Consider the following 14,565-nt stretch of genomic DNA (forward strand, 5'->3'; position numbering starts at 1 on the left):
CTTTGGCAATGAATACTGTATTGCCGCTTTAATTCTAGCCCTGTTCTTCTTTTGTTGCGTTTTGTCAGAACAATGTTTGTCCGTAGACAATTACTGGCAAGTGTTAGTGATCCTTGCTGCTCATTTTCTGCTCAATCAGCGCCTGTCGATGCGATTAATGTAATTAACACAATAGGGATGTACCGGCCAAGAATCAAGTGCCATTATGATATTTTATGCAGGGATGAAGAGGGCTGGCTGTCAAGCAGGTGATCTTGATGATACGCAGAGTATCATCAATAATATGGCGTTTTCCGCACTATTCGTGTGCGTTTTAAAAAATACAACGATCCAGTATCATCCTGGAAGCGGGCGCTTCCAGGATTTTCACGCAGATTATTTCTGTTGGTGCAACAAGTCCGACAGCATCGATATCATCTGCTGGATTTCAGCGGTGGTGACATTGAGTGCCGGCATGAAGCGCAACAAATCGGGGCGCGGCGAGTTCAAGAGCAGGCCGAGCGGTTGCAGGTCGCGCGCCGCTTCCACCAGTTGCGTGCCGATCGGGCGGCCGAGTTCGAGCGCGCGCAACAAGCCTTCGCCGCGCTCGCCTTGCAAGCCGTGCTGCGCGCACAGTTGCAGCAGTTCGGTGCGCAGATACGCGCCTTTTTCCTGCACCGCCGGCAGGAAGCCGGGTTGCAGCAATTGTTCCATCACCGCCACGCCCACTGCGGTCATCAGCGGATTGCCGTTGTAAGTACCGCCCTGGTCGCCGGGCTCGAAACAGGCGACTGCTTCGGTGCACAGCATGGCCGCCAGCGGCACGCCGCCGCCGATGCCCTTGCCCAGCGTCATCAGATCGGGCGTGATGTCCGACAATTGATGGGCAAACAGCGCGCCGCAACGGCCCATGCCGGTTTGCACTTCATCGACGATCAATAGAATATTGTGGCGGTTGGTGAGTGCGCGCAACGCCTGCATGAAGCCACGGCTGGCCGGGATCACGCCGGCTTCGCCCTGTACCGGCTCCAGCATCACGGCCACGGTGTTGGCATTGATTAGTTTTTCGACCGATCCGATGTCGTTTAGTTCAGCCTTCGGAAAGCCCGGCACTTGCGGTGCGTACAGCGTATCCCAGCCGGATTTGCCGGAGGCCGACATGGTGGCCAGCGTGCGGCCGTGGAAGCTGTGGTTGAAGCTGATGATTTCAAATGCGCCGTCTTTGTATTTTTTGCCCCATTTGCGCGCCAGCTTGATCGCGCCTTCATTGGCTTCGGCGCCGCTGCTGGCAAAGAATACGCGGTCGAAGCACGAATTGGCGGTCAGCAGCGAGGCCAGCTTGATCGATGGCGCGTTGTAGAACGCCGGCGATGGGTTGATCAGTTTTTTGGCTTGCGCGGCCAGCGCATCCTGGATGCATTGCGGCGAGTGGCCGAGGCAGTTGACCGCCCAGCCTTGCAGGTAATCCAGATAGCGTTTGCCGCTATGGTCGGTCAGCCACATGCCGCTGCCTTCGGTGAAGACTAGCGGTGGGCGATTGGTGATAAACATCAAGGCGTTGACATCGTACTGGCTGAATTCCATGGGTGCTCCGGGTGTGCGGGATTGAATTATGTAGGACGTGTGCGCAGAATGTTGGGCTTCGCAAGCTCAGCACCAACCTACTGGGTTTTGCTTAATTTCCGAATTGCAGGTTTCTCAGGCGGTGTGTAAATCCGCTTCCGAGGTGAACGAATCCGCATGGAATTCTTCTTTCGGCAACATGCACTGCGCGATGAAATCCCGTTTGGCTGAATCCACCATGACCGGCGCGCCGCAGGCGTACACCTGATAGCCGGACAAGTCGGGGAAATCCTCGATCACGGCGCGGTGCACGTAACCGCTGCGGCCTTGCCAGCCGTCTTCCGCTTGTGCATCCGACACCACCGGCACGTATTTGAAATGGGGCAAAGTGCGCGCCCATTCTTCGCACAGTGCGTGCATGTACAGGTCCTGTGGCCGGCGGCCGCCCCAGTACAGCGTTATCGGGCGCGTCGATTCGATGAAGGTGGCGTGTTCGATGATTGCCTTGAGCGGCGCAAAACCGGTGCCGGAAGCCAGCAGCATGATCGGCTTGTCGGAATCTTCACGCAGGAAAAAAGTGCCGAGCGGGCCTTCGAAGCGCAGGATATCGCGTTCCTTCAGGGTGCCGAACAACTGATCGGTAAACAAGCCGCCCGGCATGTGCCGCACGTGCAGCGTGATCTTATCGTCGGCATGCGGCGCGTTGGCCATGCTGTAGCTGCGGCGTTTGCCGTCGCGCAGCATGAATTCGAGGTATTGCCCGGCCAGATACTGCAGCCGCTCGTTGGCGGGCAGTTGCAGCGAGATGACCATCACGTCGGCGGATACTTTTTCCAGCGCGGCGATGCGCGCCGGCATCTTCCTGACCGGGAATTCGCCCACGCTTTGCACTTCGTGCGCCTCGATCACCAAGTCCGATAGCGGGGTCGCGCAACAGAACAGCGCCAGGCCATTCGCTTCTTCCTCCTCTGACAGCGCCTTGGGCTGGTGCGCGCCATGCTTGACCGTGCCGGCTAACAGCTTGCCCTTGCAGGAGCCGCAGGCGCCGTTTTTGCAGCCGTAGGGCAGGGTGATGCCGGCCTGCATCGCTGCGGTCAATACATTATCGCTTTCGTCGCAGCTAAATTGCTGGCCGCTCGGCTGAACCGTCACTTGAAAAGTCATACAATCCCGATGATGAAAAATACAGTCAATAAAATGGAGCAGACCAGCGTGTCCAAGCTGGGCCGGCCGCGTTTGCTGATCGTCGGTTGCGGCGATGTCGGCATGCGCTTGCTGCCGCTGCTGGGCGCGCGCTTTCGCGTATTCGCCGTCACCAGCCAGCCGGAGCGTTGCGCAGAATTGCGCGCCGCTGGCGCGGTGCCGATTGTGGCCGATCTGGACCAGCCATACAGCCTGCGCCGGTTGGCTGGTCTGGCGCACACCATCGTGCATCTGGCGCCGCCGCAACCGAATGGAACGCAAGACCGGCGCAGCCGCAATCTGGCCGCTATTTTACCCGAGCAGGCGCGGCTGGTTTATATCAGCACCAGCGGCGTGTACGGCGATTGCGGCGGCGCGCAGTTCGACGAGACCCGCAGCGTCAACCCGCAAAACCCGCGCGCCCGGCGACGGGTGGACGCCGAGCAAGTGCTGCGCGACTGGGCCCGGCGCAGCAATAGTCACATGAGCATCCTGCGCGTGCCGGGCATTTACGCCGCCGGGCGTCTGCCTTTGGCCCGGCTGCGCAAGGGCATGCCGGCGCTCACGCCACAGGATGATGTGCACACCAATCACATCCATGCCGACGATCTGGCGCGCATCATTGTCGCGGCGTTGTTCAAGGCCCGGCCGTGCCGGGTTTATCACGCGGCCGACGATAGCGAAATGCAGATGGGCGCGTATTTCGATGCGGTTGCCGATGCCTTTGATTTGCCGCGCCCGCCACGTTTGCCGCGCGTTGAACTGCAAAGCCAGGTGTCGCCGATGCTGCTGTCTTTCATGGGGGAATCGCGCCGCTTGTGCAACCGGCGCTTGAAGCAAGAACTGGGATTCCGGTTGCGTTACCCGACGGTGCAGGCGGCGCTGGCGCAGATGTGAGAATGCTGGGCTTCGCTGCGATATATTTAAAATATGGTGAGTATTTATACGTTCCGCATATTTTATATGCGGTAATTGGCATATTTTAAGGCATACACAGCCTAGTGTACGTATGTTTCCGTAGGAGCGCACCCGGGCGCGAAAGCAGTCGTCAGACTGCAGCTGTTGGTCGCGCCCGGGTGCGCTCCTACCAAAACCGGGCCGTTGCACTTTTGATGGATATGCGATTAAACAATGACGTAGTGTGCGAAAGGCGCTAAACCGTCATCGAAGAAGTCACCTTCAGCACTTCTTCGGCGGTGGTCACACCTTCGATAATCTTCAACGCGCCGGCGATGTGCAGCGGGTGCATGCCGTCTGCGCCAGCTTGCTGACGCAACTGATGCATGTCGGTTTGTGCGCGGATCAATTTGGAGAACGCTTGCGTCACCGTCAGCAATTCGTACAAGCCGGTGCGGCCCCGATAGCCGGTCTGGCGGCATTCCGGGCAGCCCACTGCGCGGTACACGGTCGCCGGTTGCGCGAGGTTGCGGCCCTCCGTCAGCTTGCTCCAGATTTCTTTATCGATTGTGCCGTCGGCCGATTTGCAATGGATGCAGAGCGTGCGCACCAGACGTTGCGCCATGATGCCGATCAGTGTGGTTTCCAGCAGGTAATACGGCACGCCCAGTTCCAGCAAGCGCATCACCGCCGATGGCGCGTCGTTGGTGTGCAGCGTCGACAGCACCAGATGGCCGGTCAGCGCAGCCTGAATCGCCATTTCGGCAGTCGCCAGATCGCGGATTTCGCCCACCATGATGATGTCCGGATCTTGCCGCATCAGCGCCCGCACACCGTCGGCGAACGACAGGTCGATGCCGTGCTGCACCTGCATCTGGTTGAACGCGGCTTCGACCATCTCGATCGGATCTTCCACCGTGCAGACATTGACTTCCGAAGTCGCCAGCGCCTTCAGCGTGGTGTACAGCGTGGTGGTTTTGCCGGAGCCGGTCGGGCCGGTGACCAGAATGATGCCGTGCGGCCGCTTGGTCAGCGCATCCCAGCGCGCCGCATCGTCGCGCGGGAAGCCCAGTTCGGGCAGCGTCTTGACCACCACTTCGGGGTCGAAAATCCGCATCACCAGCTTTTCGCCGAATGCGGTGGGCAGCGTCGATAGCCGCAATTCGATTTCCTGACCGGCGGCGGTCAGGGTCTTGATGCGGCCATCCTGCGGGCGGCGCTTTTCGATCACGTCCATCCGGCCCAGCAGCTTGATGCGCGCAGTCATCGCGATCATCACCACCGCCGGCACCTGATACACCTGGTGCAGGATGCCGTCAATGCGAAAGCGCACCAGGCTGAAATCGCGCTTCGGTTCCAGGTGGATGTCTGAGGCGCGCTGGTCGAACGCGTATTGCCACAGCCAGTCGACGATATTGATAATGTGCTGATCGTTGGCATCGACCTGCTTGTTCTGCTTGCCGAGTTCGACCAGTTGCTCGAAATTGTTGCGCAGCGCCAGATCCTGGCCGTTCAGCTTGTGCGCGCCCTTGATCGATTTGGCGAGGCTGAAAAACTGGCTGATGTACTGGGCGATGTCGAGCGGGTTGGCCATTACCAGCCTGACACTGCGGCGCGAAATCTTGGCGATCTCGGGCTCCCAGTCGATCGCAAACGGCTCGGAAGTGGCAATCACCAGTTCTGTCGGCGTCAGTTCTACCGGCAGAATATTGTGGCGGGCAGCGTAAGTGGCAGACATCACGTCGGCCACCCGGGTGAAGTCGATCTGCAGCGGATCGATGCGGAAAAACGGCAGCTTGACTTTGCCGGCCACCCATTCGGTGAGCCAGTCCAGCGTCACCATCCGATGCGGCGGCAACGCCGACAGGATCTTGCACTGGGCCACGGCGGTCAGCGGATGCATCGCGCCGGTGGCGTTGCGCAGCAGCGCCTGCGCCTGGTTGTAGCCAGCCTTGACATTGGCTTGCTCAACGATGCCGTCCGCCAGCAGCCAGGTGAACAGGTGCTGCAGGTCGAGTTTTTTCGGGGTTTGCATCGGCAAGGTTCCAGACTGTTTAACGCGAAAGTCGCGGTGCGACTCACTTTGCTCCCCTCTCCCGCTTGCGGGAGAGGGGTTGGGGGAGAGGGCGCTCGCAATATGCAAGGTGTCAAAACAAGGCGCAACCTTGATTGCATTGCCATATTGGTGCGGCCGAAATGTTTGCTGAGCCCCTCTCTCCCGCAAGCAGGAGAGAGGAGCAAAACAGCAGCTTTATTCCTCGGACATCCAGACTTTCAATCCATCCACCCAGGATTTCGCCGGTAGTTTGGTCTCTGCCCGGATTGCTGCGGCGCGTTCATACAGGATGGAAAAGTCCAGCGACGGTGCGCGCTTGAAGGCGATCACGACGATATTGCCGTCATGCACTTCCGGCAGCCACACCACTGCGTCGAAGGCGAATTTCATCGCTTTCAGGTTCTTGGCGTAACTTGGATGATCGCCGAACAGGTTCACCGTCATCATGCCGTCGTCCGTCAGGCAGGCCGCGCAGGACTGGTAGAACTCCGGCGTGTCGAGCACCGGGCCGCGCGCAGTGGCATCGTACAGATCGATTTGGAATACATCGACGCTGTCGAGATTGGCGCTGTCGTTGACGAAATCCATCGCGTCCATTTCAATCACGTTGAGCCGGTCGTCGTTCGGCGGCAGCTTGAACATGGTTTCGCAAATAGTAACAACCGACGGATTGAGTTCAATCGCGCTCACCCGCGCTGCGGGAAACTGGCGGTAACAATATTTGGTCAGTGCGCCGGTGCCTAGGCCGAGCTGGACGATGTGCGCAGGATGGTCGTTAAACAACATCCACAGCATCATCTGTTGCGCGTATTCAAGTTCGAGCGCATCGGGCTTGCGGATGCGCATCGCACCTTGCACCCACTCGGTGCCGAAGTGCAGGAACCGCACGCCATCCTGTTCCGACAGGGTGACCGGTGCATATTTTGGCTTGCGCGGTGGTTTTGGTGTTGCAGCGGCGCGTGATCGAGGTGGCCGCAGGGATTCTTCTTTTTCGATCGATTTACGTTTGATGAGCATGTCTGTAGCCTGGAATGTTGAACCGTATTATCCGGTTATGCCCTGCCAAAATACAAGTTTTTGCGAAAATGAAAGTTGCGCATTGGCCGGCGACGAGGATGGCAGAACCATCGTCGCATAACAGTTACTATAAGCGACACCTCCGCCGGGACAGAGCGGCAACTCTTTACATTGTAATTCATTGGATTACAATGTCATCTCATGGATTACACAAATTGATTACCTCGATTCGACACAAAGGACTGTTGAAATTTTTTTCCAACAGCGATCATCGTGGTATTCCTCTGGAATTCGCGCCACGGATAGAACGGATGCTGGATCGATTGGATGGCTGTGCCAAACCGGAAGATATGAATTTACCTGGCCACAAATTTCACCCACTTAAGGGGGCGCGCAACGGGACCTATGCGGTGTCCGTATCCGGAAACTGGCGTATTACGTTTAAATTCGACGGCGAAAACGCAGTCGAAGTGGACTTGGAGGACTATCACTGATGAAATCACTACGCAACCCGAATCGACGCCCTACGCATCCTGGCGCTGTGCTGCGCGAGGACGTTTTGCCTGCGTTGAAGATGACGCAAACTGAGTTAGCTGAACTGATTGGAGTTAGTCGGCTGAGCGTGTCCGAACTGTTGCATGAGAAGCGCGCATTGTCGCCGGAGATGGCAGTGCGAATTGGTACGCTGTTCAATACATCCCCAGAAAGTTGGCTGCGCATGCAGGAAGCAATGGACCTGTGGGAAGTGCGCCAGAATATTGCGAAATTGGCGACCATCAGGCCGCTGGACAAGGCACGCCTGGCCTTGGTCGGATGACATGACGGAAAACGGCGACGCGTGATCAAGTTCGGTTCGCTTTCAGTCAGCCCATCAGCTTACGCCAAACTAATAATTTTTCGTCGAATGAGAGTGCTGCATGTGCTGGCGACGAGGAAGGAAGTACCAAGGTCTCGAAACCGACTGCGGCGAACTTAGGTTCGAATTTGCCGAGGTTTTACCGTTGACGCCGACCATTCCCAACGCCGGACAGCGCTGTCGCAGTAGCAAGAAATCGTTTGCCTCCGCATTGCGAATTGCCGAATCGAGGCTGCCGCACCGTTCGCATGCGGCGATCACATCCCATAGGCCGATTCCGTGCGCGAGCCGGCGCGGCAGACGTTCGGCGTAAGGAAGGCCAACAAGGTCGTCGCCAGTCAACGCCGACAACAACCGCCAAAACTGATTGATGTTTTGTCTCATTTGACACCTACTAAACTTCAGTTACGTTGATATTTTGGTCAATTTGACACCTAACCGTAGAAGCTGAGGCCGATTCTCGGGGCGGCTATGTCCTTACGCTTGCTTTGGAACACGCATCAGAATGGCTTGTGAAGCCTGTGGTCGTTTATTGATTTACTAAAGAGGCTTGCGGAGTAGCTCAACTATTGCTAGAGTTAATTTACTAATTAAAAAATTAAACTTACTAAATTGTTCTAATTCAATAGGAGTATCAAAGAATGGATAGCGAAGCTCTGGTGCAGCTTGCTCTGAATATATTGTCCTGCAGTCAGAAAGAACTTGCTGTTCGTCTCGGTGTTTCGCCGACCCAAATCAGTAAATGGAAGAGGGGCGAGTACATGTCTTCTGAAATGGAGAAAAAATTCCGGGGGCTCGTGAGCATCGGCGACAAAGACCCTAGGTTTGTTCTCTGGGCAGGGTCCATTGAGGATGCGAGCAAATGGGAACGGCTGATTCATTATCTTGCGGAGCTTGCAGAAGAAAATGCCGAGACAGGCTATAACACTTATCCATTAAAGGACGAAGTCGGTACTTTGTGTTGGGAAACTTTCCATGTTCTCAGCGAAATGGGGGTGATTATTCCGAAAGAATTCCCCCAAGATTTGGATATTGACTACGAAGACATCGATGTCGATGCAGAGGATGAGTGGTTTGACGGCAATCCGTATTCCTCTCTCATTTATAAAATCTACGAATCGCTTAATGACGTGTGTGGGTTTTACGCCGCATATATAGACGATTTGATGTCTGATGACGAACTAGATTTATTCGACACGCCCGCCTGCAACATTGAGCCATACCTAATGTCACTTGCTGCTTGCAAGCTTGAAAACGATCAAGAATTTGCCCCGAAGCTCGGAGAATTAAGGCGCCAAGTAACAAAGGACTACGAGGAATGGCTCATCATCGTTAAGGACAGAGCCTTTCGCGCTGGTGTTCCCTTGCGAGCAGAGCTTCTTGATATGGTTTATCACTCCGCCGATGAGCTCGGACATGAAGCTGAGGCCGAGAGCCTCGGGTTCAACTCGTCAAGAGTACATCCGGATATATATATGAACGAACTCTTGGTCGGGATGAGAGTAATTCATCGAGTTTTGCCTGCCATAATGAAAAAGCTCGGGATCGACGAGGAGTTTCAGTTGGACACGCAGGAGCTCCGGATTAGATAGGTCGGGGGGTGCTAGTGGTGGATTCGTTGGGTCGATGGGAGAGCCCTTTCTATTTGAAATTGACCAGAGTCTTCCATGCCTGCAGTTTCATGCCGAATGCCAGCGTATTCGCCGGACTCGACGACGGCAGGTCAATCAATACCAGCCTGTCCGCAAGCGACCTGAGCCTCTTCAAACCAATTCGCGCCGCGGTCCCGCCGTTGAACGCAACTGCTCGTAGCGCTGGCAGGGTCTCCACTAATTCCTCCAGGGCATTGTGCGATTCATTGCGGATATTGGCATCGAGACTGCCCTTGCGCTCGGCTTCTGCAATCACGTCCCACAAGCCGATGCCGTGGTCCAGAAGCGTTTCGAGTCGTGCTTCGTAGGGCAGGCTGCGCAAATCGACATCGATGACGGCTCCGACCAGCTCCCAGAATTTGTTCTGGCGATTTCCGTAGTATTCATTGCGCGCAAGTGATTGCTCACCCGGTAAGCTTCCTAAAACGAGCAAACGGGTCTGCTGGTCAACGACCGGATCGAAGCAGCGTTTACGCGATGTCGCTTTGGACGTGGTCATGGGATTGGATATGGGTGTCATTTCTTTATATCTATTAAACGCGCCAACTGATTGCGCGGGTGCGCATAGTATTGCTGCGCTTGCAACGACGCAGTACCGGGAAAACTGCCCAATATCAGAATCCGGGTCGCGTGGTCGATCACCGGCGGCAATCCGGTCAGCGCCAATTGCAATGGGGACTTATGCATTCCATCCTTCCTGTTTGGCGGCGCCGATCGCGTAAATACGGCGGGCCGCGCATTTTGTTTGAGCCTGTTGCAAAATGGAAACTGCTAGAATCGGCTTAAAAAAAGAGCCTTTACAATCATTTTTTGCCAACGAGACGACCCCATGATAGAAGCCATACAGCCAGCCAACGAGATTGTACGTCTGGCGCAATTGCGCGCTTATGGTCTGTTGGGCATCAATGGCATCGGCGATAAGCAAATATTCGCATCCCTGGCCAAACTTGCCGCCCATTTCTGCAATACACCCGCTGCCTACATTTGCCTGGTCGATGCGGATAGCCTGTTTTTGCTGTCTTCATTTGGCGGCAGCGGTGAAGATCGGATTGCCCGCGGCGCATCGTTCTGCGCGCATACCATCCTGAATCGGGATTTGCTGGAGGTCACCGATGCCGCGCAAGACCTGCGTTTTGCCGATAACCCGCTGGTCACCGGTGCGCCCGGCCTGAAATTCTATGCGGGTATGCCGGTTGTGACGCTGGCCGGCCACGCACTCGGTTCGCTCTGCGTGACCGATACCAAGCCCGGGCAGTTGAGCGATTATCAAAAATCGACATTGCGAAAACTGGCCGAAGTCCTGATGGCGTTGTTCGAAGTGCATCGGGCCGCTACCGAAAACAGATCCCTGCTGGCCATCGTCGGGCGCAGCGAAAGGGAATTTTATCTGGCGGACGCGGTTTCCCTGAAGATCGTCTACGCCAATCAGGCCGCACTGTCCCGGCTCGGCTATAGCGCGCAGGAACTGTGCCAACTTGACATCGGTGCACTCAACGCCGAATACCCGGCACATTTTTCCAGTTTGTCGGCCATTACGCTGGGTGGCTACCATGTACTGGAAACCCAGCACAGCAAAAAAGACGGCAGCGCTTATCCGGTGACAGTGCGTATGGAGACCCATCTGAACTTTGACAGCCAGATCTGGACTGCCATGGTGGATGACCTTACCACGCGCCGCAGCGTCAAGGAGCGGCTGGTCCGCAGCAAGCGTTTTTATCAGATGTTTGCCAGGGTCAATCATGCGATCATCCATTCGGAGAATTCCGAGGATATGTTCGGCCAGGTATGCGAAATTGCAGTCGCCTGCGGCATGTGCGATGTGGCCTGGATCGGCGTGCTCAATGCGCAGCGGGAGCTGATCCCGGTGGCCAGCGCCGGTCTTGCCTTGAGCACGCTGCGCCAGTTTCGACTGCATCTGGACGACCCGATGGCATCGGCGCGCAGTGTTTCCATTCCTGCGATCCGGTCCGGGACCAGCCATTACAGCAATGATTATCGTTCGAACGTGACGCCTGATGATTGGCGCAACACGGTAATTCAAAGCGGTGTAAACGCTGCGGGAGCGTTCCCGATCCGCAGCAACGAGCGGGTGATCGGGGTTTTCGCCATCGGCGACAGTCAGGAGAATTTCTTCGATGCCGAGCTGGTTGAATTGCTGACCGAGCTGGCAGACAATATTTCCTTTTACCTCGATACCGAACGCAAGGAAAAGAGCCGCAAACTGGCCGAGGCAAATATCGTCGAAGCCGAGCAGCGCTACCGGGCTCTGGTTTCGCTGTCACCCGATAGCATCTATATCTATCAGAATGGCCGGCTGGTGTATATCAATCAAGCTGGCGCCAACCTGTTCGGCGCGGCCGAGCCGGTAGATGTACTGGCGCTGCCGTATCAGGCCTTGTTTCATCCGGACGATTGGCCGCTGATACAAAAGCGCATACAGAATGCTGAAAGCGGCCTGACCAATCCACCGGTTGTGTTGCGCTGCAGACGCTTCGACGGTTCCGATTTCGAGATGGAAATCCTGTCCACCACCTTCGACCATTTCGGCCAAAACGCCATCATGGTGGTGGCCCGCGACGTCACCCAACGCATGCAGCGCGAGCGCCTGATCAAGGAGAGCGCCAATATCCTGGAGATGGCTGCCAAAGACGAGCCGCTGGCGCAGATTCTGGAGCGGATAGCGCGCCTGATGGAGCAACAGGTACCCGGCATGATTGCGTCGGTGATGCTGGTTAGCGAGGATGGATTGCGGCTGCATTGCGGCGCAGCGCCGAGCTTGCCGGCATCGTTTCGACGCGCGGTGGCGGGTGAAGGGTTGAAAATCGGTCCGCTGGCAGGCTCTTGCGGGACTGCCGCATATCGCCGGGAAGCGGTTATCGTCAGCGATATCGCGATCGATCCCTTGTGGCGGGATTATCGCCAGCTGGCGCTGGAGCATGGCTTGCGGGCCTGTTGGTCGACCCCGATCTTTTCCTCATCCGGCGAGCTGGTGGCGACGTTTTCCTCCTATTTCCGGGAAATCCGCGAGCCCAAAGCGGAGGAGCTGGATCTGATCAAGAACATAGCCGGCCTGACCACAGTTGCCATCGAGCGCGAGCGCAGTTATCGCACCATCATGGCGACCCAGAAAAAACTGCTGGAAGCACAGCGCCTGGCGATGCTGGGCTTGTGGAGCTTCGATTTCAGAACCGGCGAATATGCTTGCTCGGATCTGGTCAAGGATATGATGCAAGTTGATCGCAGCGTGCAAAATTTAAGCTTGGATTCTTATGTCGATTTAATCCATCCGCAAGACCGCAAGTGGGTAAATGAAGCCCGCGCAGCAGCGTTGGCCGGTGGACAGTCGTTGAAAATGGAGTACCGGCTGCGGCGCAGCGATGGCACTTATTGCCATGTTGAAGTGCTGGGGCAGGTCGACTTTGACGACGCCGGCCAGCCGTTGATTTATTCCGGTGTGTTGCACGACATTAGCGAGCGCAAACTGGCCGAACAGAATCTGCGCATCCATCAGCGCGCGATGGAGCAAAGCAGCAACGGCATCATCATTTGTGACGCTAGCGCGGATGATATGCCGATAGCCTATGTCAACCCGGCGTTCGAACGGATTACCGGCTATCCGGCCGAGGAAGCGATCGGCCGGAATTGCCGTTTTTTGCAGGGCGCCGATTCCGGCCAGGAGGGCGTGCTGGAAATCCGCATGGCGATACGTGAACAGCGCGAAGGCCATGCGTTGCTGCGCAATTATCGCAAGGATGGAACCCTGTTCTGGAACGACATGCGCATCGCTCCGGTGCGCGACGAGAACGGTGTAGTGACACATTTCGTCGGCGTGCAGAGCGATATCACCGAGCGCATCCAGCACGAAAATGTATTGGCGTTCCAGGCCAGTCACGACGTGCTGACCGGCCTGCCGAACCGGTATCTGCTGGAGGATCGCCTGCAGCAGGCGATCAGCATGTCGCAGCGCAACGGCCAGTCGGTCGGCGTGGTGTTCATCGATCTGGATCGCTTCAAGGTATTCAATGACAGCATCGGTCACGGCGCCGGCGATCAGATCCTGCAGACTCTGAGCGAACGCTTTAGTGGCTGCATCCGTGACTTCGATACCCTGGCGCGCTTTGGCGGCGACGAGTTCGTGCTGGTGTGTCCGAATCTGACTGACCCCGCGGTGCTGGTGGATATCGTCGAGCGCCTGTTTGTCGCAATGCAGCAACCGATCTGCATCGAGTCGCAGGATGTGCAGGCCGGCGCCAGTATCGGTATCGCGCTCTACCCAAACGATGGCGACTCTTGTTCCGACCTGATCAAATGCGCCGATATCGCGATGTACCAAGCCAAGGCAATGGGGCGCGGCAATTACCAGTTTTATGCGCATGAACTGGGGAGCCGCACTGCGCAGCGCCTGAACACTGAAAACCAGTTGCGGCGCGCACTCGATCAGAGCGAATTCGAACTGTATTACCAGCCTAAAATCTGCTTCCGCAGCGGCCGGGTGTCAGGCATGGAAGCGCTGATCCGCTGGAATCATCCGCAGCGCGGATTGGTGCCGCCGATGGAATTCATTGCGATTGCCGAAGAAAGCGGCCTCATTGTGCCGATCGGCGCATGGGCGCTGCAGCAAGCCTGTAACCAGAATCAGGCCTGGATCGAGGCCGGCTGGTCGGATTTTCCGATTTCGGTGAATGTCTCGGTGGCGCAGTTCAAGCACAAGGATTTCAGCCAGATAGTGGCTCGCGCACTGGAGCAAAGCGGACTCAAGGCACAATTTCTGACGCTGGAAATTACCGAATCGCTGGTGATGGAAGATCCGGAATTGTTCATCCTCGAACTGGAACACCTGAAAGCGCTCGGGATACGGATTTCGATTGACGATTTCGGCACCGGTTATTCGAGCCTGAGTTACCTCAAGCGCTTCCCGGTCGATGAGCTGAAAATCGATCAGTCGTTCGTGCGCGATATCAGCACCAATCCAGCCGACGCCGACATCTGCCGCACCATCATCATGATCGGGCGCAATCTCGGCCTGTCGGTGGTGGCCGAAGGCGTCGAGACCGAAGCCCAGGCCAGTTACCTGATACGCCACCGTTGCGATGAATTACAGGGTTATCTGCTGTGCCGGCCGGCGCCGGCGTCGCAGATCAGCGCCAGACTGGCCGAACAAACCCTGTTGTATCCGGCTCTGTGGCAAGAAAAGCCGCTTTACCAGCCTAAAATTTAGGTAACTATTCAGCCCGCTATGAACGATCCTTTCCCCTGCCTGATGGCGAGAGTCGGAGCGTTCGTAGGGGCGGGTTCCAAACCCGCCCTTGTACTTTGACGGCAAAAGGGCGGGTTTGGAACCCGCCCCTACGAGAGTAGTCGCC

Annotated in this window: 10 protein-coding genes and 3 pseudogenes; 5 read left to right on the forward strand and 8 right to left on the reverse strand. The window is 56.7% G+C overall.

The genetic code is table 11. The features are described 5' to 3' along the window. Positions 1–375: 375 nt before the first annotated feature. Together KGFNPO_RS02590 and KGFNPO_RS02595 are read right to left on the reverse strand one after the other, a co-directional pair. A complete protein-coding gene (locus KGFNPO_RS02590; RefSeq protein ID WP_472632967.1) occupies positions 376–1,563 on the reverse strand; it encodes an acetylornithine transaminase in 1,188 nt (395 codons plus the stop codon). Between the two features lie 114 nt (positions 1,564–1,677). Next, positions 1,678–2,706: a CDP-6-deoxy-delta-3,4-glucoseen reductase gene (locus tag KGFNPO_RS02595; protein ID WP_472632968.1), complete on the reverse strand. Its 1,029-nt coding sequence runs from the start codon at positions 2,704–2,706 to the stop codon at positions 1,678–1,680. 12 nt (positions 2,707–2,718) lie between these two features. Between KGFNPO_RS02595 and KGFNPO_RS02600 the strand changes: the two genes are divergently transcribed. Then, positions 2,719–3,621: an SDR family oxidoreductase gene (locus KGFNPO_RS02600; protein ID WP_472634371.1), complete on the forward strand. Its 903-nt coding sequence runs from the start codon at positions 2,719–2,721 to the stop codon at positions 3,619–3,621. 256 nt (positions 3,622–3,877) lie between these two features. Here KGFNPO_RS02600 and tfpB read toward each other — a convergent pair whose 3' ends face one another. From tfpB to KGFNPO_RS02615, 3 genes and pseudogenes are all read right to left on the reverse strand, one after another. Beyond that, on the reverse strand, positions 3,878–5,656 hold the full coding sequence (gene tfpB, locus KGFNPO_RS02605) for a type IV pilus assembly ATPase TfpB (RefSeq protein ID WP_472632969.1): 1,779 nt from the start codon (positions 5,654–5,656) through the stop codon (positions 3,878–3,880). Between the two features lie 216 nt (positions 5,657–5,872). Next, entirely contained in the window at positions 5,873–6,694 is an 822-nt protein-coding gene (locus KGFNPO_RS02610) for a spermine/spermidine synthase domain-containing protein (RefSeq protein ID WP_472632970.1), read from the reverse strand. Between the two features lie 27 nt (positions 6,695–6,721). Continuing rightward, positions 6,722–6,814: pseudogene (locus KGFNPO_RS02615) on the reverse strand (DNA-deoxyinosine glycosylase); the annotation flags it as partial. Between the two features lie 95 nt (positions 6,815–6,909). Between KGFNPO_RS02615 and KGFNPO_RS02620 the strand changes: the two are divergent. Further along, a complete protein-coding gene (locus KGFNPO_RS02620; RefSeq protein WP_472632971.1) occupies positions 6,910–7,188 on the forward strand; it encodes a type II toxin-antitoxin system RelE/ParE family toxin in 279 nt (92 codons plus the stop codon). After that, positions 7,188–7,511 (forward strand): HigA family addiction module antitoxin, encoded by a 324-nt coding sequence (locus tag KGFNPO_RS02625; RefSeq protein WP_472632972.1) that lies wholly within the window; start codon positions 7,188–7,190, stop codon positions 7,509–7,511. Before KGFNPO_RS02620 ends, KGFNPO_RS02625 begins: the two co-directional genes overlap by 1 nt. Positions 7,512–7,557: 46 nt before the next feature. Here the strand turns inward: KGFNPO_RS02625 and KGFNPO_RS02630 are convergent. After that, positions 7,558–7,934: pseudogene (locus tag KGFNPO_RS02630) on the reverse strand (DNA-deoxyinosine glycosylase). Positions 7,935–8,191: 257 nt separating this feature from the next. Between KGFNPO_RS02630 and KGFNPO_RS02635 the strand changes: the two are divergent. Further along, the gene (locus KGFNPO_RS02635; RefSeq protein WP_472632973.1) at positions 8,192–9,142 is read left to right on the forward strand and encodes a helix-turn-helix domain-containing protein; all 951 of its coding nucleotides are present in this window, start codon (positions 8,192–8,194) and stop codon (positions 9,140–9,142) included. A gap of 49 nt (positions 9,143–9,191) precedes the next feature. Here KGFNPO_RS02635 and KGFNPO_RS02640 read toward each other — a convergent pair whose 3' ends face one another. Together KGFNPO_RS02640 and KGFNPO_RS02645 are read right to left on the reverse strand one after the other, a co-directional pair. Next, positions 9,192–9,701 carry a DNA-deoxyinosine glycosylase gene (locus KGFNPO_RS02640; RefSeq protein WP_472632974.1) on the reverse strand — a complete coding sequence of 170 codons (510 nt, stop codon included), beginning with the start codon at positions 9,699–9,701 and terminating at the stop codon, positions 9,192–9,194. A 44-nt stretch (positions 9,702–9,745) separates the two neighbouring features. Further along, positions 9,746–9,889: pseudogene (locus tag KGFNPO_RS02645) on the reverse strand (DNA-deoxyinosine glycosylase); the annotation flags it as partial. Between the two features lie 142 nt (positions 9,890–10,031). On the opposite strand from KGFNPO_RS02645, the gene KGFNPO_RS02650 reads away from it, so the two are divergent. Continuing rightward, positions 10,032–14,420: an EAL domain-containing protein gene (locus KGFNPO_RS02650; protein WP_472632975.1), complete on the forward strand. Its 4,389-nt coding sequence runs from the start codon at positions 10,032–10,034 to the stop codon at positions 14,418–14,420. Positions 14,421–14,565 lie beyond the last annotated feature (145 nt).

This window comes from Gelidimonas diazotrophica, assembly GCF_055694025.1.